This is a genomic window from Vreelandella arctica, assembly GCF_037070215.1.
GTDB classification, from domain to species: Bacteria; Pseudomonadota; Gammaproteobacteria; order Pseudomonadales; family Halomonadaceae; genus Vreelandella; species Vreelandella arctica.
Window position 1 is genome coordinate 15,836 of the sequence record NZ_JBANSN010000009.1, and the last position, 23,184, is coordinate 39,019.

At 55.3% G+C, this 23,184-nt stretch carries 21 protein-coding genes; 7 read left to right on the top strand and 14 right to left on the bottom strand.

What is annotated here, in order from left to right; all coding sequences use genetic code 11:
• Positions 1–10 precede the first annotated feature (10 nt).
• The 4 genes from pstB to V8L70_RS10170 all read right to left on the bottom strand — a co-directional run bounded on the left by pstB (position 11) and on the right by V8L70_RS10170 (position 4,417).
• Complete coding sequence (gene pstB, locus V8L70_RS10155) at positions 11–826, bottom strand: phosphate ABC transporter ATP-binding protein PstB (RefSeq protein WP_008956463.1); 816 nt, start codon at positions 824–826, stop codon at positions 11–13.
• Positions 820–2,244, bottom strand: a complete 1,425-nt coding sequence (pstA, locus tag V8L70_RS10160) for a phosphate ABC transporter permease PstA (RefSeq protein ID WP_336269339.1) — start codon at positions 2,242–2,244, stop codon at positions 820–822. Before pstA ends, pstB begins: the two co-directional genes overlap by 7 nt.
• On the bottom strand, positions 2,241–3,359 hold the full coding sequence (locus V8L70_RS10165; RefSeq protein WP_336269340.1) for an ABC transporter permease subunit: 1,119 nt from the start codon (positions 3,357–3,359) through the stop codon (positions 2,241–2,243). The genes pstA and V8L70_RS10165 overlap by 4 nt, the downstream gene beginning before the upstream one ends.
• 161 nt (positions 3,360–3,520) lie before the next feature.
• Positions 3,521–4,417 carry a PstS family phosphate ABC transporter substrate-binding protein gene (locus V8L70_RS10170; protein WP_336269341.1) on the bottom strand — a complete coding sequence of 299 codons (897 nt, stop codon included), beginning with the start codon at positions 4,415–4,417 and terminating at the stop codon, positions 3,521–3,523.
• A 184-nt stretch (positions 4,418–4,601) separates the two neighbouring features.
• Here V8L70_RS10170 and V8L70_RS10175 point away from each other — a divergent pair, with 184 nt between their 5' ends.
• Positions 4,602–5,018, top strand: coding sequence for an acyl-CoA thioesterase (locus tag V8L70_RS10175; protein ID WP_008956467.1), 417 nt, complete (start codon positions 4,602–4,604; stop codon positions 5,016–5,018).
• Between the two features lie 95 nt (positions 5,019–5,113).
• Here the strand turns inward: V8L70_RS10175 and V8L70_RS10180 are convergent, their stop codons facing one another.
• The 4 genes from V8L70_RS10180 to hexR all read right to left on the bottom strand — a co-directional run bounded on the left by V8L70_RS10180 (position 5,114) and on the right by hexR (position 9,979).
• Positions 5,114–6,208 (bottom strand): TRAP transporter substrate-binding protein, encoded by a 1,095-nt coding sequence (locus V8L70_RS10180; protein ID WP_101146918.1) that lies wholly within the window; start codon positions 6,206–6,208, stop codon positions 5,114–5,116.
• Positions 6,209–6,313: 105 nt separating this feature from the next.
• Positions 6,314–6,793: a phosphate-starvation-inducible PsiE family protein gene (locus V8L70_RS10185; protein ID WP_101146917.1), complete on the bottom strand. Its 480-nt coding sequence runs from the start codon at positions 6,791–6,793 to the stop codon at positions 6,314–6,316.
• Positions 6,794–6,848: 55 nt separating this feature from the next.
• A complete protein-coding gene (uvrD, locus tag V8L70_RS10190) occupies positions 6,849–9,047 on the bottom strand; it encodes a DNA helicase II (RefSeq protein WP_101146916.1) in 2,199 nt (732 codons plus the stop codon).
• Between the two features lie 77 nt (positions 9,048–9,124).
• Positions 9,125–9,979 carry a transcriptional regulator HexR gene (gene hexR, locus V8L70_RS10195; RefSeq protein ID WP_101146915.1) on the bottom strand — a complete coding sequence of 285 codons (855 nt, stop codon included), beginning with the start codon at positions 9,977–9,979 and terminating at the stop codon, positions 9,125–9,127.
• Between the two features lie 253 nt (positions 9,980–10,232).
• Between hexR and V8L70_RS10200 the strand changes: the two genes are divergently transcribed.
• The gene (locus tag V8L70_RS10200) at positions 10,233–10,448 is read left to right on the top strand and encodes a PA3496 family putative envelope integrity protein (protein WP_008956472.1); all 216 of its coding nucleotides are present in this window, start codon (positions 10,233–10,235) and stop codon (positions 10,446–10,448) included.
• Positions 10,449–10,481: 33 nt separating this feature from the next.
• On the opposite strand, the gene V8L70_RS10205 is transcribed toward V8L70_RS10200, so the two are convergent.
• Positions 10,482–11,825, bottom strand: coding sequence for a sodium-dependent transporter (locus tag V8L70_RS10205; protein WP_101146914.1), 1,344 nt, complete (start codon positions 11,823–11,825; stop codon positions 10,482–10,484).
• A 154-nt stretch (positions 11,826–11,979) separates the two neighbouring features.
• Entirely contained in the window at positions 11,980–12,834 is an 855-nt protein-coding gene (locus V8L70_RS10210; protein ID WP_101146913.1) for a DUF72 domain-containing protein, read from the bottom strand.
• A 189-nt stretch (positions 12,835–13,023) separates the two neighbouring features.
• On the opposite strand from V8L70_RS10210, the gene hglS reads away from it, so the two are divergent.
• The 3 genes from hglS to mscL all read left to right on the top strand — a co-directional run bounded on the left by hglS (position 13,024) and on the right by mscL (position 15,576).
• A complete protein-coding gene (gene hglS, locus V8L70_RS10215) occupies positions 13,024–14,385 on the top strand; it encodes a 2-oxoadipate dioxygenase/decarboxylase HglS (protein ID WP_101146912.1) in 1,362 nt (453 codons plus the stop codon).
• Between the two features lie 57 nt (positions 14,386–14,442).
• Positions 14,443–14,889 (top strand): type II 3-dehydroquinate dehydratase, encoded by a 447-nt coding sequence (aroQ, locus tag V8L70_RS10220; protein ID WP_101146911.1) that lies wholly within the window; start codon positions 14,443–14,445, stop codon positions 14,887–14,889.
• Positions 14,890–15,057: 168 nt separating this feature from the next.
• On the top strand, positions 15,058–15,576 hold the full coding sequence (gene mscL / locus V8L70_RS10225) for a large-conductance mechanosensitive channel protein MscL (protein ID WP_101146910.1): 519 nt from the start codon (positions 15,058–15,060) through the stop codon (positions 15,574–15,576).
• Positions 15,577–15,656: 80 nt separating this feature from the next.
• On the opposite strand, the gene V8L70_RS10230 is transcribed toward mscL, so the two are convergent.
• Together V8L70_RS10230 and V8L70_RS10235 are read right to left on the bottom strand one after the other, a co-directional pair.
• Positions 15,657–16,919: a heme biosynthesis HemY N-terminal domain-containing protein gene (locus tag V8L70_RS10230; protein ID WP_101146909.1), complete on the bottom strand. Its 1,263-nt coding sequence runs from the start codon at positions 16,917–16,919 to the stop codon at positions 15,657–15,659.
• Positions 16,916–17,731, bottom strand: a complete 816-nt coding sequence (locus V8L70_RS10235; RefSeq protein ID WP_008956499.1) for a uroporphyrinogen-III C-methyltransferase — start codon at positions 17,729–17,731, stop codon at positions 16,916–16,918. The genes V8L70_RS10230 and V8L70_RS10235 overlap by 4 nt, the downstream gene beginning before the upstream one ends.
• 172 nt (positions 17,732–17,903) lie before the next feature.
• Here V8L70_RS10235 and V8L70_RS10240 point away from each other — a divergent pair, with 172 nt between their 5' ends.
• Positions 17,904–18,476 carry a hypothetical protein gene (locus V8L70_RS10240; protein ID WP_232774925.1) on the top strand — a complete coding sequence of 191 codons (573 nt, stop codon included), beginning with the start codon at positions 17,904–17,906 and terminating at the stop codon, positions 18,474–18,476.
• 33 nt (positions 18,477–18,509) lie between these two features.
• On the opposite strand, the gene V8L70_RS10245 is transcribed toward V8L70_RS10240, so the two are convergent.
• The gene (locus V8L70_RS10245; protein WP_101146907.1) at positions 18,510–19,289 is read right to left on the bottom strand and encodes a uroporphyrinogen-III synthase; all 780 of its coding nucleotides are present in this window, start codon (positions 19,287–19,289) and stop codon (positions 18,510–18,512) included.
• Positions 19,286–20,230 (bottom strand): hydroxymethylbilane synthase, encoded by a 945-nt coding sequence (gene hemC, locus V8L70_RS10250; protein WP_008956502.1) that lies wholly within the window; start codon positions 20,228–20,230, stop codon positions 19,286–19,288. The genes V8L70_RS10245 and hemC overlap by 4 nt, the downstream gene beginning before the upstream one ends.
• 135 nt (positions 20,231–20,365) lie before the next feature.
• Here hemC and V8L70_RS10255 point away from each other — a divergent pair, with 135 nt between their 5' ends.
• Positions 20,366–23,149 carry a bifunctional diguanylate cyclase/phosphodiesterase gene (locus V8L70_RS10255; RefSeq protein WP_101146906.1) on the top strand — a complete coding sequence of 928 codons (2,784 nt, stop codon included), beginning with the start codon at positions 20,366–20,368 and terminating at the stop codon, positions 23,147–23,149.
• Positions 23,150–23,184 lie beyond the last annotated feature (35 nt).

Below are 23,184 nucleotides of genomic sequence, written 5' to 3' on the forward strand. Positions count from 1 at the left end.
TCGCTAAGGCCTAGGTAATGCGGCCGGTGATGTAGTTTTCGGTGTGTTGCAAACGGGGGTTGGTGAAGACCTGATCGGTAGGTCCGTACTCAACCAGCTCACCTTGATGCAAAAAGGCGGTGTAGTCCGATACGCGCGCCGCTTGTTGCATATTGTGGGTGACCAGTACCAGCGTTAGCTCCGACTTTAGATTACGGATCAACTCCTCAATTTTGAGCGTTGAAATCGGGTCTAGCGCTGACGCGGGTTCATCAAGCAGCAGCACATCGGGCTGTACTGCTAAGGTGCGGGCGATGACTAGTCGCTGCTGCTGTCCACCGGAAAGCTGCCAGGCGGAGCGGTGCAGGCGGTCTTTCACTTCATCCCATAGCGCGGCGGAGGTTAATGCCCACTCAATAATATCGTCCCTTTTGCGCTTGGGAAGGCGCTGCTGCAACCGCAGGCCAAAGGCCACGTTTTCATAGATCGACATAGGGAAGGGATTGGGGGTTTGAAACACCATCCCTACTCGCCGCCGCAGCTCGGTCACGTTCGTTTGCGGGTCGTGAATGTCCTGCCCTTCCAGCGTGATTTTGCCGCTATGGGTCACTGTCTCATTGAGATCATGCAGCCGATTAATTGCCCGTAACAGCGTTGACTTACCGCATCCCGACGGGCCAATGAAGGCCGTCACACGATGTCGCGGAACACTGAGGGTTAAGTCGCGCAACGCCTCTTTCCCCGCATAGGCGAGGCTTAAGTGATCGATGCTCAGGCAGCTGTGCTCGGACGAAAAGTGCGCCACTGGTACCTGAGCGGTATTAGCTGAATGTAAAGGCGCTAGCATTCGTTTCCCCGTTGACGCCTAAGATAATGACGCAGAAATATGGCAGTTAGATTAAGCACTAGCACAATCAACACTAAAAGTAGCGCCGTGGCGTAAACCAGCGGGATCGCAGCTTGTACATCTTCGCCGTGAAAGGCGGTATCAAATAAATGATAGCCAAGGTGCATGAACTTGCGCTCTAAATGTAGGTAAGGAAACTCACCATCAATGGGCATTTGTGGCGCTAGTTTGGCAACGCCGACGAGCATCAGTGGCGCCACTTCGCCTGCCGCGCGGGCGACCGCTAAAATAACGCCTGTCAGCATGGCCGGTGCCGCCATGGGCAGTACGATGCGGGTAAGCATCTCAAGGCGAGTAGCCCCGAGCGCCACGGCGCCTTCGCGCTGGGCCTCAGGAATCCGCGCGAGCCCCTCTTCGGTTGCCACAATTACGACGGGTAGGGTAAGCAGGGCGAGGGTTAACGAGGCCCACAGCAGGCCGCCGGTGCCAAACGTGGGCGAAGGCAATGTATCGCTGAAAAACCACTGATCCAGCGAGCCGCCAATGCCGTAAACGAACACTCCCAAGCCGAAGACGCCATACACGATGGACGGCACCCCCGCTAGATTGCGCACGCCAATACGCACCAGGCGCGTCAGCCGCCCCTGGTGGGCAATTTCATTAAGATAAATAGCGGCCAGCACGCCAAAAGGCGTCACCATGACGGACATTAAAATCACCATTAGCACGGTGCCAAATATCGCCGGCCACACGCCACCGTCGGTATTGGCTGCCCGGGGTCCTTCGCTGAGAAACCGCCAGACCCCATCGCCCCAGACATGGGTTTTCTGCAACCAGCTCATCGCATTTGGGGCTTGAGCGCTGACGACACTGGCCATCGGTTGGCGCAAGGTTTGGCCATCCACGGTGGTGAGCAGCAGCTGGCTCTCTTGACGTTGGCTAGCGGGAAGCGCTAATAAAGTCGTTAACCGTTGCCAGGCAGCATCGCCCTCCCAGCGCTGGTCGTCTTGCTCAATGGCCACCAAGCGGCCAATAAAATCCCCCCAGGGGCTTCGCTCCAGGCGAATCAAGTCAGCTGGCTGCGCGCGTTCGGCAATCTCCTCAATCGCCACCCAGCGCCAGCGGGCGCCCTCAATGTCCTGATTGCCGGTAAAGTACAGCCGTTCATCTCCCGCTTGCTGGGGGAGCTCGACCTCGCGCACGGCATGGCCAGCAAAGGTGTCACCCGAACGCAGAGTGACCTCTTCAAGCGTCGCGGGCCAGAAATGTCCAAGCCCGCGCACTAACAATAGCGACAGTAGAGCACCCAGCATCAGCAAGGAGAGCGCTACGCTGGCCGCGCATAGCCAAGGCCATAAGTCATTCAGCCAGTTAAAACGAGGGCGGCGAGAGGCGGTGTTGACCGTGCCAGCTTTCATGAAGTGCCTCCCATCTGCCGATAACGGCGGCGCAGGCGCTGGCGGACAACCTCGGCTAGGGTGTTAACCAGGAACGTGAAGATAAACAGCACCAGCGCGGCAAAAATCAGCAGATGATAGGTCTGGCCGCCGGGTGACGCTTCAGGAAGCTCGATGGCAATAGCCGCTGCCATGGAGCGCATACCTTCGAAAGGGCTGGCGCTAAACAGAGCGGTGTTGCCACTGGCCATCAGTACAATCATGGTTTCGCCCACCGCCCGACCCGCGCCGATCATTACTGCTGAGAAGATACCGGGGCCCGCTGCCACCAGAGCCACCTTCCACAGCGCCTGCCAACGGCTGGCACCCAGCGCCTGGGCGCCCTCTATCAGGGTCGAAGGCACATCGGCAAGGGCATCTTCTGCCAATGAGTAGATGCTGGGGATAACGGCAAAACCCATCGCCAAGCCGACAATCAGGGCGTTACGGGTGGCGTAATCCATCCCAAAGCGCTGGTCGAGCAACTGACGCAGATCACCGCCCAGCCACAGCTGCTCCATCCACGGCGCAAGCCATAGCGCTATTGCCACCATCAGAGCGAGCCACGGTATTAGCCACAGGCCTGCCCAGGAAAGCGGTAAGCGGCGGCGCAGCCGAGCTTTGACCAGTTGCCAGAGCAAGCCCGCAAGCCCGGCACTGAGCGGTAGCCAGATTATCAGTACCAAAGCGCTGGCTAGGTGTCGCTCTACCCACGGTGCCAAAATGAGCCCGGCAATAAAGCCCACCACCACGCCGGGAATGGCCTCCATCATTTCGAGCGAGGGCTTGATACGCGCACGCAAGCGCGCTGACATAAACAACGCAGAGTAGATCGCCGCCCCTAAGGCGACGGGAATCGCGAACAGCAGTGCAGCCAACGCGGCTTTAAGGGTGCCCCACGCCAGCGGAGAGAGCTTGGCCAGGGCCAAGCTCTCTCCAATCGCCAGTAGTGGCAGCGTTTCCCATATCAGAAAAACGCCGATAGCGAGAATCGCCAGCAACACCCCGACACCACCAGCGGTGATGAACCCGGTGGCCACACGATCCTGAAGCAAGCGCAATGGCTGCCGAGAAGAGGTTAACCGAGGTGGGGTCATGTCGCTATCATGACAAAACTAGGCATGGCAAAACCGGGGTGATCACAGTACTGACCAGCATGTATTGAAAGAGTGAGTCGTGAAGAGAGCTTATAGTGAAAACGGTGCATAGAATGACTTCCTATTCTAAGACGATTATGTGTCAATTAGATGACAGCGGCTTACCACCCTTGCTGCGCGTCAAGGACGCTTGGGGTTAAGGGGACAAAACCGGATGCGCGTGCAATTTGCTGGCCCTCATCGGACATGATTAGCGTCAGTAGTGCCTGCTCGGCGGGCGGTAAGGATGCCCCGGGCGGCAGGTTCACGTAGAGGTAGAGGTAGCGCGACAGCGGATAATCACCGCTCTGTATCGCTGCTTCATCGGGCGGTATAGCGATGCCGTCATCGTCATAAAGGCTTAATGCGCGCACGGCCGGCGTTAGGTGGTTAAACCCGGCGTATCCCATTGCATTGGCAGACTCGCCGACTGCAGCGACGACGGCCGATGAGCCGGGGTGTTCGCTAATATCGTTGCGAAAGAGGCCGCCGCACAGCGCCCGTTCTTGAAATAGCCCGTGAGTGCCGGAGGCAAGGTTGCGCCCATGTAACGCAATACTGCCAAATGACCACTCACGGGTTGCCGGAAGTTGCTCCCAGCGCCGTATCGGCGCCTCGGCACCGCAGGCACGCGAGGTCGAGAAAATCGCATCGACCTGCTGGCGGGTGAGCGCGCGCAGCGGGTTATGGCGATGGACGACCACAATCAGCGCGTCTCGGGCAACCTTTAACTCCAGCGGCGGGTAGCCGTAGCGGTCAATGAAATTATTACGCTCTTCAGTGCTCATCGGCCGCGACATCGGCCCCAGCCGGGTGGTACCTGCCATTAGCGCGGTTGGGGCGCTGGCCGAGCCGCTGGCTTGAAATTGCAGCTTTACCTCTGGGTAGCGGGAAGTCAGTGTTTCGCCCCAGCGCAGCATGAGCCCAGCCATGGTGTCAGAACCGACGGCACCTAACGTGCCGGTTATCGGCAGTGATTGCCCCCAAGTAGGTGGCGTCACCAGCAGCAGGGCCATCATCACCCAGCAACCTGAGGTGTGCCGTAGCGATAAAAGGTAGCTTCTATGAGATGAAAGAGTATTCAAACAAGCGTCCTCTTATGGTTAACTGAATCCATTCACTTGTGTTGCGACGCAGCAACGCCCCTTGGCAATGTGCCTTACTGCAACGTTTACAACAATAAACTGACTAAGCGACGAACCCATGACTCTTCTGGAAACCGATTTGGATGACGTACCGGCCCCTCAAGGGCAGCTTACTTTAAAATTACTGGCTTCCCGCCAAGATACCAATCTTTATGGTGATATACCCGGTGGTTGGCTAGTCAATCAAATGGACCAGGCAGCTGAGCTTGCAGCCTGCCGCGAAGCGGGTGGGCGAACGGCCACCGTGGCGATTGAAGCCATGGATTTTTTAAGCCCGGTGCGCGTCGGCTCAATGGTCAGTGTCTACACCCAGGTACAAGAGATCGGTCATAGCTCAATCAAAATTGATGTGGAAGTATGGGTACGCCCGCCCCATGGGCAACGGATTGAAGAGCGTCAAAAGGTGACAGAGGCGCGTTTTGTAATGGTCGCATTAGACGATAACGGACGGATCCGAGCGGTACACAGCGAATAGCCCTTCTTATCAACCCCTTCAATGTTCCCCCCTAAAATAGCAAAAGGGCGCTCAGTGCGCCCTTTGCCGTACTTGCTGCTTACCTGACTGGATAATCAGGCACCTACGTTGTCGCGGTTCTTGAGATAGGCGTATTCACCCACGTCGCTAAACGGACGCAGTAGTTTCTGAAACGCCGAGTAAGATTCATACACGCGGCGGGACTCTTCATCGTCCTCGATTTGGCGCTGGATGGCATCCTGGGAGGAGGTGTAAAGCGCTGCCATCACGTCTTCAGGGAAGGTGCGCAGCTGAACGCCGTGCTCATCGACCAATGCTTCCAGTGCCTGGGCGTTGCGAAAGGCGAATTCGCTGATCATCGCCAGGTTAGATGCACGTGCGGCTTCGCGAATGACGTCCTGCAGGTCTTCCGGCAGCGCGTTCCAGGCATCCAGGTTGATCGTGCCTTCCAGTACCGCTGAGGGCTCGTTCCAAGCCGACGTGTAGTAGTAATCAGCGACCTGGTGCAGACCGAATGCCAAATCGTTATACGGCCCCACCCAGTCAGCGGCATCCAGAGCGCCAGTTTGCAGCGAGGTAAAAATTTCGGATCCCGGTATGTTGACGGTGCTGACACCGATGCCGTTCATGGCTTCACCCGCGAGGCCTGGCAGGCGTAATTTCAGCCCCTGCATATCGTCTAGCGAGTTGATCTCTTTCTTGAACCAGCCCGCCATTTGCGTGCCGGTGTTACCGACAGCAAAGGGTTTCAGGTTGTGATTGGCGTAGATTTCGTCCCACAGCTCTTGGCCGTCACCATGGTACAACCAGGCATTCATTTCGGTGGTGGTCATGCCGAACGGTACAGCGGTGAAAAATTGTGAAGCAGCCACTTTGCCGCGCCAGTAGTAGGACGCAGAGTGACCCATCTCAGCGGTTCCCGCCGCCACGGCGTCGAATACTTCAAGCGCAGGTACCAGCTCACCCGCGCCATGGACGCGAATCTGCATACGGCCGTTGGAAAGCTGCTCGACCCGGCGGGCAAAATCATTTGCACCGGTGCCCAGGGCGGGAAAGTTTTTCGGCCACGAGGTGACCATGTCCCAGGTATAGGTCTCTTGAGCGCGTACGCTAGAGGTAGTTACGAAGGGGGCGGCAGCGACACCCGCAGCGCCTAGGCCAACGGTTTTGAGGAAGTTACGGCGTTGCATGTGAGCAAAACTCCAAAAGTCATTATCTGTTTTTATAGGGCGCTAAGTGCGCCGTGTCTGCTGGTTAGTATGCTTTATAGCGAATTTAGCTCGCAAGCCTTCTGACTAATCATCCGCTGCGTCTTTCATACTGTTGCCGTGGCGCACCAGCCAATAGCAACCGCCTAACGCCAGGACTGCCACCGATAGCGCGCCTATTTGCCAGGGGTCGATGACTTCCATATCCAGCACCATAAACTTGCGCACCAGCGCCATAATGGCAATCAGCACGACGATTTCAACGTGAATGAAGCCTTTCCCGCTGGTCATTGTGCGGATAATGGAGTTGTTGAACTCCATGGCAATCAAGACGGTAAGAATCATGTCGAACAAGGCTTGAAACACGCGGTAGTCAAAGGGGTCGCGGCTTTGAATAAACAGCAGCTGTACCACATGAATGACCAGATAATACATGGCGACCAGCACAGCGCCGCCGATGGCGAGGGTCAGTACCATCGATACTAAGCGTTCAAAGCGCTGGTAGCCGCTGAGTGATTGCCAGCCGTTACTCACTTCTGGAAATAGGCGTTTTAAGCGCTGTTTCATAATGACCTCTACGTGGCGCCTGGGCGCATTCAATGGGACGTAAGTGAACAGATCGCTATAGCGGTGTCAGCTTAGCAAAGCCAAGTACCAGCCATTTTACCCCTTCGCCTTCAAAACTGACCTGTACACGGGCGCGGGCACCTTCGCCTTCCGCATTAAGGATAATCCCTTCACCGAACACCGGATGCTCAACGCCCTGGCCGACGTGCAGGCTGGGCAGATCGCCGCTACTTTCGACGCTTTGCTGAGCAAAAGAAGTGCGCGACGCGGTCACCGGGCGTGAAATATGCCCGCGCAGGCGGACTTCTTCCAGCAGGTGTGGCGGTAGCTCGCGTAAGAAGCGTGAGGGGCGTGGAAACACTTCTTTGCCGTGCAGGCGGCGAGTTTCTGCGTGGGTCAGGTAGAGCTTCTGCATGGCGCGAGTGACGCCGACGTAACAAAGTCTGCGCTCCTCTTCGAGCCTGCCCGGCTCTTCCAGGGACATCTTGTGCGGGAAAAGCCCCTCCTCGACCCCGGCAATAAACACCACGGGAAACTCCAGGCCTTTGGCGGAGTGCAGCGTCATTAGCTGTACGCTGTCTTCAAACTCTTCAGCTTCATGGTCGCCAGCGTTAAGGGCTGCTTCGGAGAGAAACGCTTCCAGTGCGGCCATGCCTTCGCCCGCTTCAGGGGCTTCAAAGACATCGCCTTGGGTAAAGGCGCGGGCAGCAGTGACTAGCTCTTCCAAGTTCTCCACGCGCGCTTGACCTTTCTCGCCGCGCTCACTTTTGTGATGTTCTATCAGGCCTGTATGAACGGTAACGTGATCGATAATCTCGTGCAGTGCCATGCCGGAGGCGTCGTTATCGAGCTGCTCGATCAGGTTGGCGAAGGTTTGTACGGCATTGGCAGCGCGGCCTTTTAAAGTGCCGTCGTTAATCGCATCGTGGAGCGCCTGCCACAGCGGAATGCTCTGCTCACGTGCACGCAGGCGGACAATCTCGACCGTGCGCGTGCCGATGCCACGAGTGGGGACGTTAATGACCCGCTCAAGGGAGGCATCGTCATCGCGGTTGAGCATCAGGCGAAGGTAAGCCAAGGCATTTTTGATTTCTAAGCGTTCATAAAAACGGTGGCCACCGTAAATACGGTAGGGCATGCCTTGGCGAATCAGGGTCTCTTCCAGCAGCCGCGACTGGGCATTGGAGCGGTAGAGAATCGCGATATCCCGGCGGTTAAAGCCTTCGTCGACCTTCTCTTTGATGGTATCAACGATATAACGCGCTTCTTCCAGGTCGTTAAACCCGGCGTAGATCGAGATCGGCTCGCCTTCGATGCCATCAGTCCACAGGTTTTTGCCCATCCGCTCGCTGTTGTGGCTGATCAGTGTATTGGCGGCTTCAAGAATCGCGCTGGTGGAACGATAGTTCTGCTCTAGACGCACGGTATGGGTTTGCGGGAATTCCTGCTCAAAGCGGCTGATATTCTCCACCTTGGCACCGCGCCAGCCGTAGATCGACTGGTCGTCATCGCCCACCGCGGTCATCGGCGTTTTCATGCCAGTGAGCAGTTTTAGCCAGGCGTATTGCAGCGTATTGGTATCCTGAAACTCATCCACCAGTACGTGACCAAAGCGCTCCTGATAGTGTTTTAACAGTGCTGGGTTATCGCGCAGTAACTCCAGGCTTCGCAGCAGCAGCTCACCGAAATCGACCAGACCGCCGCGCTCGCAGGTCAGTTGGTAGCGCTCATAGAGTTCGACCATCTGACCCATGTAGGCATCGCCATCGACATTTACCTGGTGCGGGCGCAGCCCTTCTTCTTTGCAGCCGGAGATAAACCCCTGCACCTGACGCGGCGGATAACGTTCGTCATCGATCGAGTAATCTTTCAGCAGCCGTTTAACCAGGCGCAGCTGATCGTCGGAATCGATAATCTGGAAGTGTTGCGGCAGCCGAGCATCCTGCCAGTGGGTGCGCAGCAGGCGGTGGGCAATGGAGTGAAAGGTGCCGACCCAGACATGTCGCAGCGAGAGGCTCAGCAGCGTCTCAAGGCGGGTACGCATTTCTTTAGCGGCTTTATTGGTAAAGGTAACCGCCAGCAGCGCGTAGGGAGACAACCCTTCGGCCTGCATCAGCCAGGCGATACGGTGAACCAACACGCGGGTTTTGCCGGAGCCTGCCCCTGCGAGCACCAACAGGTTACCTTGGGGGGCGCTCACTGCTTCGCGCTGTGCGGAGTTGAGCTGATCGAGAATCGCCGTGACGTCGTCCATAGTAGCCGCTGCCGGATCAAAAAATAGGCGGCTAGTCTAGCACAGCCAGCAAACTGGCTGTGTATACAGGTTAACGATTACGACTCTTCAGGAAAGCGCAGCGTATTGAGGCTCTTTTTAACCGCTTTAAGCTGTTCGGCGAGTTTTGGGCCGCGGGTTTTAGCGACCCCGACGGCGAGCACATCAATCAGCACCAGATGGGCAATACGTGAACTAAGCGGCGTGTAGATTTCGGTGTCTTCGTGAACATCGATATATAGCGGCAGGCTGACTTCTTCGGCGAGCGGGGAGCCGCTGGGACAGAGGCCAATCACCGTCGCGCCTGCCTCTCGGGCCAAGCGCACGCTGGCAACCAGCGCTTTGGTGCGGCCGGTTTGAGAAATGGCCACCACCACGTCACCCTCTTTTAGGGTTACCGCCGACATATTCTGCATATGAGGGTCGGCGTAGGCGGAGGTGGAAATTTGCAGCCGGAAAAACTTGTGCTGGGCGTCAAAGGCGACCGCGCCTGAGGCGCCAAAGCCATAGAACTCCACGCGATTAGCCATCGCTAGCGCATTAACCGCTCGGCCCAGGGCGTCGTTATCCAGCCGGTCACGCACAGAGAGCAGCGTGCCCACGGTCGAGTCAAAGATGCTATGGGAAAACTCAGCGACCGAGTCGCTATCGTTCATGGAAAATTGTGCAAACTGACTGCCGCTGGCCAGCATTTGCGCTAGCTGTAGCTTGAAATCCTGAAAGCCGTTACACCCCAGCGCACGGCAAAAGCGCACCACGGTCGGTTCGCTGACGGTGGCTTCAGTGGCCAGATCCACAATACGCATGTGGATGACCTCTTCGGGGTTGCGCAGTACAAACCGCGCCACTTTTTGCTCGGAGCGTCGAAAGTGCTCCATGCGGCGTCTCATTTCATCGAACAGGGCGCGACTCACGTTCAGCTCCTTGGCTCTTCAGCACACACTTGGCTTACTTCTAGCATTTGCCACAGTATGCCTGACTGATAGCGCAAATGGGCATGAAAAGCGTTGTTTAAGGTTAGCGTTAAAATGCCGTTAGGCACTTTTTTTAAGAATGTTCATCATTTTGTCAAGTAGGTTATAGTAAGAAGTGAAGTGCCGCACTGCATCAAACAGTCGTCACGGATGCAGGTGGACGAAGGCATATTCACCTGGAGGAACGTCGATTATGAGAAACGTCGAACGCATCACCTCGGTTAAAAGCGAACTGCTCGACATCTTTATGAGTATGCAAGTAGATGAACATGCCCAGCGTCAGCGGAGCGCTGCCCAGCGTAGCCTAAGAGCGCGTCGTGGGATTGAATTGCATCGAGAATTTCAGAAGCTATCGCGGGACATCGCCCCCTTGCCCGATGAAGATCGGCAAGAGAGCGAATTGCACTGAGGTTAGCAAACAGCAGGGAAGTGACAGCTTACCTTAAATAAGCCCTGTCACGAACACCGCAATAACGCCAGCGGGCGCTACATAGCGTGCGATGATGTTCCATACGCTTTTACCGGTCGCTGAAAGTTCAAGCTCGGCTTCGACACTTTTACGATCCAGGCACCAAGCGGCGAAGAGAATCGCGCCTAGCCCGGTTAGCGGCAGCATTATTTTGCTGGTCAGCGTATCCAGCAGGTCGAATACGCCCAGCCCAAACATGAGCGGCTCGCTCCAAACGTTGAACGATAGCAGTGCCGCAATGCCGAGCAACCAAGCCCCCACGCCGGCCACAACCGTTGCCATGACACGTCTGAGCGGCGTGCGCTCTTCAACGAACTCAACCACCGGCTCAAGCAGTGAAATCGCTGAGGTCAGCGCGGCAAACGTGAGCAACAAGAAGAACATCAAGCCTAGGATCAAGCCACCATCCATATTGCCAAACGCCAACGGCAGCGTGACGAAAATCAGCCCAGGGCCTGAGGCAAGATCCAGGTTGTTGGCAAACACAATCGGGAAAATGGCTAGCCCAGCGCCTAGGGCAATGACGGTGTCCATGATGATGACCGTGCGGGCGGTTTGCAGCAGGTTGATCTCTTTGCCCAAGTAAGAGCCGTAAGCCATCATGATGCCCATACCCAGTGAGAGGGTGAAGAAGGCGTGACCTAAGGCGGCCAGCACGGTTTCTGCGCTGAGCTTGCTCCAGTCCGGGTTGAACATGTACGTCAACGCTTCACCAAAGTGGCCGGTCGACATGCCGTAACCGATCAGCACAACGAGCAGCAGCGCGAGTACTGGCATTAGAATGCGTACAGCGCCTTCAAGCCCTTTGGTAACACCGCGGGCGACAATGCCAATCACCAGTAGCATAAAGATCGAATGGCCCAACAGCAGTAAGCCTGGGTTACTCAGCATGCCATTAAACAGGGCGCCAATCCCGTCGGCGTCTTGACCGCTAAAGGCACCGCTCACTGAGTTAACGGTGTAGTAGAGTGACCAGCCACCAATCACGCTGTAAAACGACAAAATCAAAAAGGCCCCAACAATGCCGCTAATGCCGACAATGGCCCATGCTTTTGGCTTGTTTGCGGTGCGGGCCAGTTCTGACATCGTGCTGGCAGGGTTCTTCTGGCCACGCCGCCCCAGTAGCCACTCGGAGACGAGAATGGGCAAGCCAATCAGTGCGATACAAAGTAAATACACAAATACGAAAGCAGCGCCGCCGCTTTCACCCACCATATATGGAAATTTCCAGATATTCCCTAGACCCACCGCTGAACCAGCGGCGGCCAGCACAAAGGTCATTCGCGATGACCACTGCGCGTGTGCGAGCTTCGCCATACATCACCTATGAAGTCGATTATTGTGTCAGTCACAGCGTGGTGTGCACGCTAATTTTCGAAAAACAGCGTCATTGTTAGCGTCTTTTTCGAAAGTAAGCGCAATTTATCTGATCGACTGCGAGCATGCCAGTTAGCTGGCCTAAAAAGGCGGCCTAAAACAGCTGGCTTTGCTTTTCACCGGCAAAGGGCTCAAGCGGGGGTAAGGGCGTCTCTTCTCCGAGTGCGTTATAAAGTAGGCGAGCCATGTGGGGGGACTCGCGGTTATCCGCAGTATGCACAAATAAGAAAGGGGTTTTCCCCTGACTTATCCACAGTTTTAGGCGAGCTTTCCAGGCGGTGAAGTAGTCACTGTTTATGGTTTTGTCAATATGACCAATGAAGCGAATTACCGGATAATTTGCCGTGGAAAGCACGTGTAGTGGGAGTTTTGGCTTTTCTTGCTGGGCATGAGCCAGGCCCATATGATCATTTGACGGGGTTGAAAAGAGCGGACGGACATCAAGCATCACGCGGTTGGCCGAATAAGTTATCAACAGGCGGTTAAGGGCAATTTCAGCGGCCCCTTTGTGGAAAAAATCAGGGTGGCGTACTTCTACCGCGCAAGGCAAATGAGCAGGCCAATCAGCGAGCAACGCTTCCAACTGAGGGAGTTCTTGAGGGCCAAAGTCGCGGGGTAGTTGAACCATGGTGGGCCCAAGGCGATCGTGCAGCGGTTCAAGGGCGGCTAAAAATGCCCATGCGTCTTCTAAATGGGTAAGCCGTTGATCGTGAGTGACGGTTGCCGGTAATTTAAAACAAAAACGAAAGTGGGGTGGCGCCTGGCGTGCCCAAGCGGCGACTGTTTCCGGTTTTGGAATACCGCTATAAAACGTAGTGTTACCTTCAACGCTCGAAAACACCGCGGCATAATCGCTTAATAGCTCGGTTTTGGCATGGCGCGGATAAAGACTGCCGAGCCAGTCTTGATTGGCCCACATGGGCAAACCTAAATAAAGCGGAAGCGTCATTGATGGCGTGCCTAGGTTCATAAGATCAAGCGCTAATGTAACAGTTTAAAATACCTACTCGTTAAGGTGAGGGGGCTTTTAGGTGTAGCAAGGTGCGGAAAAAGTGAAATTGTTAAGGCACCGATAGCGCTACTATGTAGGTACAGCCTTTTATGGGCAGATATAGCCGTTTATAAATAGGACAATTCCATGAGTTCAGCGTACGTTAGCAGTGATGAAATCCGCGATCAGTTTTCCAGCGCGATGTCAGCGATGTATCAGCAGGAAGTGCCGCAATACGGCACCTTGTTGTCGCTGGTCGAGGCTGTTAATCGAGAGGTGCTAGCTGCTAATCCAGAACTTAACGGTGCACTGCAGGAGGGCGACGAGCTGGCCCGCATCAATGTTGAACGCCACGGTGCGATTCGCGTGGGCAGCGCTGACGAGCTTGCCATGCTACGGCGAATGTTCGCGGTAATGGGAATGGAGCCGGTGGGCTATTATGACCTGGCGGCGGCGGGCGTGCCGGTGCACTCCACAGCATTTCGTCCGGTCGCCGATCGTGCGCTCAAGCGTAATCCCTTTCGTGTCTTTACCTCGCTGCTGCGCCTGGAACTCATCGAAAAGGCCGAACTCCGCGAACAGGCAAGCGCCATTTTAAGCTCACGGGATATTTTTACTGATAATGTGAAAACGCTCATTGAAGGCTTCGAGCAGCAGGGTGGGCTTAGCGCCGCCGATGCCGAGCAGTTCGTTCAGGAAGCGCTGGAAACGTTCCGCTGGCATGACAACGCCACAGTCGATTTGGCGACTTATGACCGTTTGCATCATGAGCATCGCTTGATCGCCGACGTGGTCTGTTTCCGCGGCCCACACATTAACCACCTAGCGCCGAGAACGTTAGATATTGATGAAGTACAGCGACGTATGCCAAGCGTGGGTATTGATCCCAAAGCTACCATTGAAGGCCCGCCCCGCCGCAACTGCCCGATACTCTTGCGCCAGACCAGTTTCAAAGCGTTAGAGGAGACCATCGCTTTCGCAGATGCCGCCGAAGGCAAACATACTGCTCGTTTTGGCGAGATCGAGCAGCGCGGTATTGCGCTAACTAAAAAAGGGCGCGAGCTTTATGATCGCCTGCTGACGACGGCGCGAGAAAGTGCGCCCAAGGGGGCGGATAATGACACTCATCAAGCCCATTTAGCGGAAGTTTTCACCGCGTTCCCCGATGATTACGCCATTCTGCGTCGGGAAGCGTTAGCATTCTTCCATTACCACGCGGTGCAGGGCGTGCCGGTGCAAGGGCCTGTTTCGATAGAGCAGGTGGATAGCCTGATTCAGCAGGGCACCCTGTCAGTCACACCGATGATTTATGAAGGTTTCTTACCGGTGAGTGCGGCTGGCATTTTTCAGTCCAATCTGGGCGAAAGCAGTCGCGATAACTACGGCAGTAGCGCCAGCCAACAGCAATTCGAGCAGGCTTTAGGGACTACCGTCATTGATGAGATTGAGCTTTACACTCAGCGCCAACAAGCATCGCTTGAACAGGCGCTGGCGCAGTTAGTGGTTTGAGCGATAGATCAACCATTTTTATTGATATGTTCAATACAAGTAGGGTAGTAAAACGTTATGAGTAAAGGAAAGGTACTAGTATTACATGGGCCTAATTTAAATTTATTAGGTAGTCGTCAACCTGAAATCTATGGCTACACGACATTAGATGATGTGAATAATATGTTGCGAGAGAAAGCGGTAATGGCCGACTGGGACATGCTGTGTTTGCAAAGTAACCATGAAGGCGCCTTGATCGATGCTATCCATGCCGCCCGCCTGGATGGCACCCAAGCAATTATTATCAACCCCGCTGCCTATACCCACACCTCCGTGGCCATTCTTGATGCCCTTAATGCTTTCGATGGCACAGTGATTGAGGTGCATCTATCGAATGTGCACAAGCGAGAAGCCTTCCGGCATCACTCCTATGTCTCGCTGCGTGCCGATGGAGTAATCGCCGGACTAGGGGTTCAAGGCTATAAAGCTGCCTTTCAGGCGGTCATTGCAACAAACAAGATATGATGAAAGTAAGAAGAAAGATTAAAGTGGCGTGGCCTTGGATTATACGGCGCAAAAATCCAGAGAAGCGATACACTCTTAATAAGCCCGCGAGCGATATCTGTCTTTCTTCCTCAGCAAACATGGCATGTCTTTATCTCAACATCGCCTAGACGCAAGAGTGGAGGCTCAATGACAAAATTTTTCCAGGAATTTCGAGAGTTTGCGGTAAAAGGCAATGTGGTCGATATGGCGGTGGGCATCATCATCGGCGGGGCGTTTACGCTGATTGTGCAGAGCCTGGTGGCGGATGTGATGAACCCGCTGATTGGGTTGCTGGTAGGCGGTGTCGATTTTTCAAATCTGTTTGTGGTGTTACGCCAAGGGGCGGTGGGCGGCCCTTATGCGACGCTGGCGGATGCGCAAGCCGCTGGGGCGGTGACATTGAACGTGGGGCTGTTTATTAATGCGGTCGTCAGCTTTACGATTGTCGCTTTCGTGGTGTTCCTGTTGGTACGCACCATCAACCGGTTAAAGCGCGAAGAGGCAGTGGCGCCTGCGAGTCCTACGGAGCAGCCTTGCCCGTATTGTTTAATGGTGGTGCCTATCAAAGCCACACGGTGTGGACACTGCACGGCGGCCTTGCCGTCCCCAGAGGCATCGGCTGAACCTTTGTCTCCTCAGCCCACTGAAACGCCGGTTGCCAAGTAATCGTCCAAAGCAAAAAGGTGCCTATTCAGGCACCTTTTTGCGTGTTCTAAAGCCGCTTTTTCAATGATAGAAATGCTAGGTTAAGCGCGTTTTTTGGCCGCTTTCGTATCCGGCTTTTGACTATCGTTCGCATCGCTTGGTTGGGGCAGCGAAGGTAGCGACTTGGCCAGCATTTCAACGCTGTGGCGGTAGTAAAGCTGACTTTTGTTATGCTCACCAAGGCTTGCATAAAGGCGGGCAAGTTCAGCACATACCACGCCATTGGGGCGTTGACGCTGGCTGGCTTCGAAGTACTCCTGCGCTTTTTCCCACTGGCCAACACGCAGAGAGAGACGACCACAGGCGAGCAGCAGTTCAGGATCATTGGGGCGTTCCTGCAGCCACTTCTCAGCTTTCGCCAGTTGGCGTCCTGCGTCCACATTCAGCAGGCCATAGCGTTTCACCAAGCGCGCGTCCCAGTGATGATCCAGCGAGTGGTTGAGCAAACGCTCGGCAATCGGCTCCTCGTTAGCCTGAATCAGCGCTTCGGTGTAGAGCACGATTAGCTCGGTGTTGCCGCGCAGGTAGTCGGGCATGTCGGCCCACAGCCCCCGCACTCGTTCAATATTGGTGGGGTTTTGCGCTTCAAACACGATCAGTTCGCGGTAGGCTTTAAATTCCAGCTGCTCACGCTCTTGCTGGGTAATCAGCTTTTGCGCAGCTAGCCTTGGAATCAAGCGCCGTAAGCCTTCCCAGTCGTTGACGCTCAAATGCACCTGTTTGAGTAGCTTGAGTACCTGCGGGTGGTTCGAGAGCTTTTTATCCAACCGGTTCAGGATCGCCAGCGCCTCTTCCGGCTGCTGACGCTCAATCATCATTTGCGCCTGCATCAAGCCCACCGCGGTATCGGCGCCGTCGGTGGTTAGCTGCGCTTGGTTGAGATGCTCTTGGGATTTTGCGTGATGCCCTTGGTAATGCGCGGCCAGGGCCGCCGAGAGGTAGTTGACCAGTGGTGTGCTAGAGTCGTCAGCGGCATTCACCAAGGTCTTTTCGGCTTTTTTCCAGCGGCCTTCGGTGAGCGCTACCAAGCCACGCTGAGTGCGCTGCATGGCGCGGCGGTTGCGGGCACGGCTGTTCCAGGTGCGAAAGCGTCCCATGGGGCGAATAATGCCGCTGAGTAAGCGCAGTACAAAGTGCAGCACGACAAACGCCGCAAACAGCAGCACTAGGCCAAACCAGAAAGAGGTTTGAATAGATGAGTCGCCCACGCGGATCAGCCAGTAACCGGGTACCGACATCATCAGGTGCCCAAACAGGGCCCCGACGGCAAGCCCGGCGACAATGAGGAGAACGAGCTTTCTCATGCATCACCTCCGCTTTGGCCACGCGTCTCATAGCGATTCTCAATAAAGCGTGCCAGTTCCTGCTGAGAGGCGCTGATATCCGGCAGCTCCGGTTTAACCTCGGCTTGCTGTAGCTCCTCTAGACGAGTAATAACGCTTTGCGTCTCTTCGCGAGTGGTGTCGTAGTAGTCGTTTAGCAGCTGTAGCGCTTTATCGATACTCGCATCATAAAGCTCTTTTTCTTCATTGAGCAGGGCTAGCTGAGTCTGCTCCAGTACTAAGCGCAGGCTTTGGCGCAGGTAAGACTCTTGCTCCGGGGTAATCAGTGCTTCCAGGGCTTCGTCGTGATGGCGAACCACCACCAAGTCTTTGAGCTCTTCACCGAAACGCGCTAGCTGGCGCTGGAACGTGCCGGTAGGCGGCTGCTCGATACTCGACGTTACCGCCTGCTCTTCAATTTCTTGCGAGAGACGCAGTTCAGAAATGCGCTCCTGCTGCGCATTCAGTGCTAGGTAGAGCCCTGTACGGTCAACCTGGGGCACGGCGTCAAGCGCGGCTAGCTCATTGGCAATCGCTTCGCGAACGGGGGTCAGCGCGGGGTTATCCGCATCGACCAAGCGTGCATCGGCAGTGCGCAGTAGCGCGGCGGCGCCATCAACGTCGCCTTCTAGCTGCAGGCGTTGGTTGGCTAGGCGTAGTAGATAAGCGGCTTCGGCATGCAGCCATTCGCGCTCGTCGGTGTCCTGCTCTTGTGAGAGCTGGTCAAGCACTTGGCCCAGCGTCTCGTCGACATCACTACGGTAGCTGTCAAACTCACTACGCAGCTCTTCCATGGTGCTTTGAGTTGCTTCATTGCGCTCCGCTTCACCGCTGTCTAAACGCGACTCAAGGTCGCTGACTGCCTGTTGCGAAGCGCTACCTTCAGCCTGTTGCGCCAGTTCGTCGAGGCGTTGTTGCTGGCTTTCCAGACGCTGCCAGCCTTGCCAAGCAACGAGCGCTAAGGCAATGGCTAAGATAAGTACCAGGGCGATGGCGAGACCGCTGCCCTTTTTACCGCTATTCCCGCCGCTATTGTTTCCACCGCTACTATTTCCACTACCACTGTTTCCACCATCACTATTTCCACTGCCATTGCCCGCGCTACCAGCCTTGCCGGTAGCAGGTTTTGCAGCAGTGGAACCTGAAGAAGCGTTAGCAGTGGTGCTTGAAGGGCTTGGTGCAGCCGCGCTCGGCGAAGCTGTGCTGCTGCCTTTAGCCGCGCTGGAAGTCGTCGTCGGCGTTGCATCCGCTGGTTTTGCCCCCGCCTGTGAAGTGCCGGGCACGGCAGGGTTCTTTTCTGAGGCGCTGTTTGAGGTGCTATCTGAAGAGCTAGTAGCAGTTGAGCCCGTATTCTGGGATCCTTTTCCACGCCGCCGTGAACGACTATTTTTAGCCCCACTATTAGTAGACGGTGTTGCTGAGCTAGACGGGGGAGACTGCGTGCTAGGCTCAGTGGCGTCGGTAGTGGAAGCTGCTTTGTTAGTCGTCGTAGGGACGCCTTGGGAGGCATCGGCGGACGTAGGTTGTACATCGTCCTGATCGTTTACTTGTTTGCTCATCTGTCGCTAGCCCTTAGTAAGTTCCTTGATCGACATCGGCACCCTGTGGGTCGCAGGTCTCCAACGCCGCTATCAACGCAGCTGGCGTTGCTCCGGACGCCACCTTGAGGTTAGAAAACCCCAGTATGCCAGCCAGTGTAGCCAAACGGCGACTGGAAACGATTAGCGGTTGGTTCAAGGCCGCCTGATTACACCATTTTGCCAGATGTTCCAGCAGTTCGCTGCTGGTGACGATCAACGCCCGATAATTACCTGAAAAAAGGCGCGCCTGCTGAGCAGGTGCTAGAGCATGAAAGGTGCGCCGATACACGGCAATGCGCGTCACCTTTGCACCCCGCTCGGCAAGCGTTTCAGCGAGCAGGGGCCGGCCGCCTTCACCGGCCACCAGTAGAACACGCTGATGCGCTAATTGCTGCAGCGATGCAAGCGCCAGCAGCGCTTCGCTGGTATCTTCGCCCGCGGTGGGTGAAGGCACATGGACGCGGATTCCCAATTGATCGTAAAGCGTACTCGCGGTGGCGCTGCCAACACTATAGTAGTCAATTCCCACCGGTAGCTGCGGCCAGAAGCGATCCAGCGCCTCACTTAAGCAGGTGGCAGCAAAAGGGCTGATGACAATTATCTTACGGTACTGATCAATATCCAGCCAAATTTGCCGCATGGCGGTGTCTTCTGGCAGTGCTTCAAGCTGCATCACATTGAGTGATTCAACGCTTTCGCCCTGGTTGCGCAACGCCGCCGCTAACGCTTCGCCGCGTTCCCCTGGGCGGCAGATCAGTACCGGTTGGCTCATATTTCGCGGCCGTAAACCTCTGCCAAAATATCGCCAGCGCCTTGGTCGAGCAGCTCTTCGGCAATGCGAATACCCAGCGCTTCAGGTTCATGCATCGAGCCTCGCCCTTCGGCGCGTAGCACTTCTGTACCCTCAGGGTTGCCGACCAGGCCGCGCAGCCACAAGGTTTCATTATCCAGGTCCAGCACCGCATGGCCCGCAATAGGCACTTGGCAACCGCCTTCTAAGCGCGTGTTCATGGCCCGCTCTGCACGCACGCGCGTGGCAGTATCGGCGTCATCCAGCGGCGCCAGCAACGCAACGAGTTCGGGGTCATGCAGACGGCATTCGATACCTAACGCGCCTTGGCCGCAGGCGGGCAAGCACACTTCCGGTGGAAGCGCCTGAGCAATGCGCTCATCCAAACCCAAGCGTTTAAGGCCCGAGGTTGCCAGAATGATGGCGTCGAATTCGCCCGCATCTAGCTTGGCCAACCGCGTTTGCACATTGCCGCGTAGATTAAGAATTTGCAGGTCAGGGCGGGCTTCTCGCATTTGCAGGCCACGGCGTAGGCTGGCTGTACCAATACGCGCCCCTTCTGGAAGCTCATCAATGCTAGAGTAGTGGTTGGATACAAATGCATCAGTTGGGTCGGCGCCCTCTAGAATGACCGACAAGCCCAGTCCTTCAGGAAAGTGCATCGGCACATCCTTCATGGAGTGAACGGCAATATCGGCGCGACCGTCCAGCATGGCGTCTTCCAGTTCTTTGACGAACAAACCCTTGCCGCCAATCTTTGAAAGCGGCGTATCAAGAATTTTATCGCCCTTGGTTGAAAGTGCTACAAGCTCGACTTCCAGGCCACTGTGCTCCGCCATTAAGCGGTCGCGAACGTACTCAGCCTGCCACATAGCCAGTTGGCTTTTACGCGTGGCAATGCGCAGTTTGGTGATAGATAGCACGTTATTCTCCCTAATACCGCAGACACGGCGAGTCAAACTATGATAAACCTCATCATAAAGCACCGAGCGTCCCAGTAAAAATAACGGAGCCAATTATGCTCTCGCAACGTGTCTTTTCATTGCCTAGGAAATCGTATGCCCTCAGTGCTTACTAAAGGTCAGTTGGATCAGTTCTTTCTGCTCTCGCAGGATCTGTTCTGCTGTATCGACTTTCAGGGCACACTGCTTGAGGTTAATCCGGCCTTTGAATCGCTGTTGGGGTATTCAGCCGGTGCGTTGATCGGGCGCCGCTGCGGATTGGTGGTAGATCCGCAGGATTATCCGGTGATTGAAGCGGCGCTGGTGCGTATGCAGCACAGGGGAATTGTTGCCCCCTTTGAAGTCCGCGCCATCTCCGTGTCTGGGGAGGTCCATTGGATTGAAATCACCCCAACTGCCGGTGGTGATGTTATTTATATTATTGCCCGGGTCATTACACAGCGTAAGTTGGCAGAAGCACAGTTATTAAGCAACCAGCGGCTATTTAAAATAGCCGGTGAAACGGCGCTGATAGGCGGTTGGTACATGGACATGGCCGTAGGGCTGCCTAACTGGTCGGATGAAGTTTCCCGCCTGCATGGTATGGCTCCCGGTTTCCAACCGACCGTTGAACAGGCAATAGGGTTTTATGCGCCCGCCTCTCAGCCGCGTATTTTGGAAGTCTTTACCGCCTGCTGCCAACAGGGAGTAAGTTTTGACGAAGAGCTAGAGGTGATTACTTACCAAGGTAAGCATATCTGGGTGCGTGTTATTGGTAAGGCCGTGCGCGATGAGCGGGGGGAAATTAGTCAGGTGGAGGGCTCGACGCAAGATATTACTGAGCAAAAACAGCTGCGTGAAAATCTAACCCAGCTTGCGCAACGACTCACCATTACGCTTGACAGTATCACCGATGGTTTCTTCACTTTAGATACGGATTGGCGCTTTACCTACGTTAATAGTGAGGCGGAGCGTATTTTAAAGCGCCGCGAAGGCGAGCTGCTGGGCCAGCATATTTGGCAGAGCTTTCCTGATGCAAAAGGCAGCTACTTTGACGACGAATATCAACGTGCGGCTAGCCAACAAACGGCGGTACATTTTGAAGCTTTCAATCCGCGGTTAGAGTTATGGCTGGAAGTGCATGTTTATCCTTCAGCTGAAGGGCTTACCGTCTATTTTCGCGACATTAGCGAGCGCAAAGCGAGTGAGCATCAGCTGAAGCTGCTAGAGCGTAGTGTGGAATCAAGCACCAACGGGGTGATTATTGTCGCTGCCCAAAGCAGCGATCTCCCTATGGTCTACGTCAATGCCGCCTTTGAGCGCATAACCGGTTATTCGCGCAGTGAGGCGCTGGGGCGTAATTGCCGGTTCTTGCAGGGCGAAGATACCGACCCCGCTACCGTCAAACTGCTGCAGGAAGGTATTGCTCAGCAGCACGAAGTGCACGTAGTGATCCGTAACTATCGGCGTGATGGTTCGATTTTTTGGAACGACTTGTATATTTCGCCAGTGCGCGACGAAACAGGTGACGTGACTCACTATCTGGGTGTTCAAAACGATGTATCTGAACAGCGCGAATATCAGGCCCAGCTTACCTATAACGCCAATCACGATGCGCTGACCGGGCTGCCTAATCGAGTAATGCTTGGTCAGCGCTTGGAAGAGGGGTGCGTGTTAGCACGTCGCTACCAGCGCTTTATTGCCGTTCTGTTTATTGATCTGGATGATTTTAAACCCATTAACGATACGCTCGGCCATGAGGTGGGCGACTTTATCTTAGTCGAGGTTGCCAAGCGTCTTGAAGATGAACTACGCCCTTGGGACACCGTGGCGCGCTTTGGCAGCGACGAGTTTGTTGTTTTACTGCCCGACTTAGCCCATGAAAAAGACGTGATACAGGTGGTGGAGCGCGTGCTGCAGAGGCTTTCGCCGCCGTATTGGTACCGTGGCAGCGAGCTGCGTATTACCGCCAGCATCGGCATTGCTATCAACGATGGCAATATGAAAAACCCTCGCCAACTTATCCAACAAGCAGATTTGGCCATGTACAAGGCCAAGCGACGCGGACGCAACACCTACCACTGGTATACTGAAGACTTAAATCGCAAGGTAAGTGAGCGGGTCAGTTTACGCAGTGCGCTTCAGCAAGCCATTGAGCAACAACAGTTTACGCTTTATTACCAGCCACAAGTCCATGCCCCGAGTGGCCGCGTGGTAGGCGTAGAAGCATTAATCCGCTGGCAACATCCAGAGCGCGGTAATGTTCCGCCGTCTGATTTCATCAGCTTGGCAGAAGATACCGGGCAGATCATACCGATCAGCGATTGGGTGCTAGCGACCGCTTGCCGGGATGCCCAGCAGCTTAATGCCATGGGTGTTGGCCCGATCACCATGGCGGTCAATATCTCCCCGATGCAGTTTCAACGCCCCGGTTTTCTGGCCTCTATTCAACAGGTGCTGACCCAGAGTAGCTTAGCGCCAGTCCTGCTAGAGCTTGAAATTACCGAGGGGGTTTTAATGGACAGCGCCGAACAAGCAATCCAGGCATTAGCGGATTTGTCTGCGTTGGGCGTTCATATTGCCTTAGACGATTTTGGCACCGGCTTCTCTAGCTTGAGCTACCTTAAGCGCCTGCCGATTAATAAAATTAAAATTGACCGTTCGTTTGTGCGCGATGTGATTACCGATCGCAACGATGCGGCCATTATCGATGGTATTGTCGCCATGGCGGGAAAAATGGGGTTAGGAGTACTAGTGGAAGGGGTAGAGACGCTGGAGCAGTTTGCCTACCTTGAACAGCACCACTGCCACTACTTTCAAGGCTACTACTTCGCTCGTCCTATGCCCTTAGATGCCCTCTGCGCATTTTTGGCATCACCCCCTGTGTTTGCTGCTCGCTGACCGGCGACTCTGGTACACTTTCCGCAACGACTCCC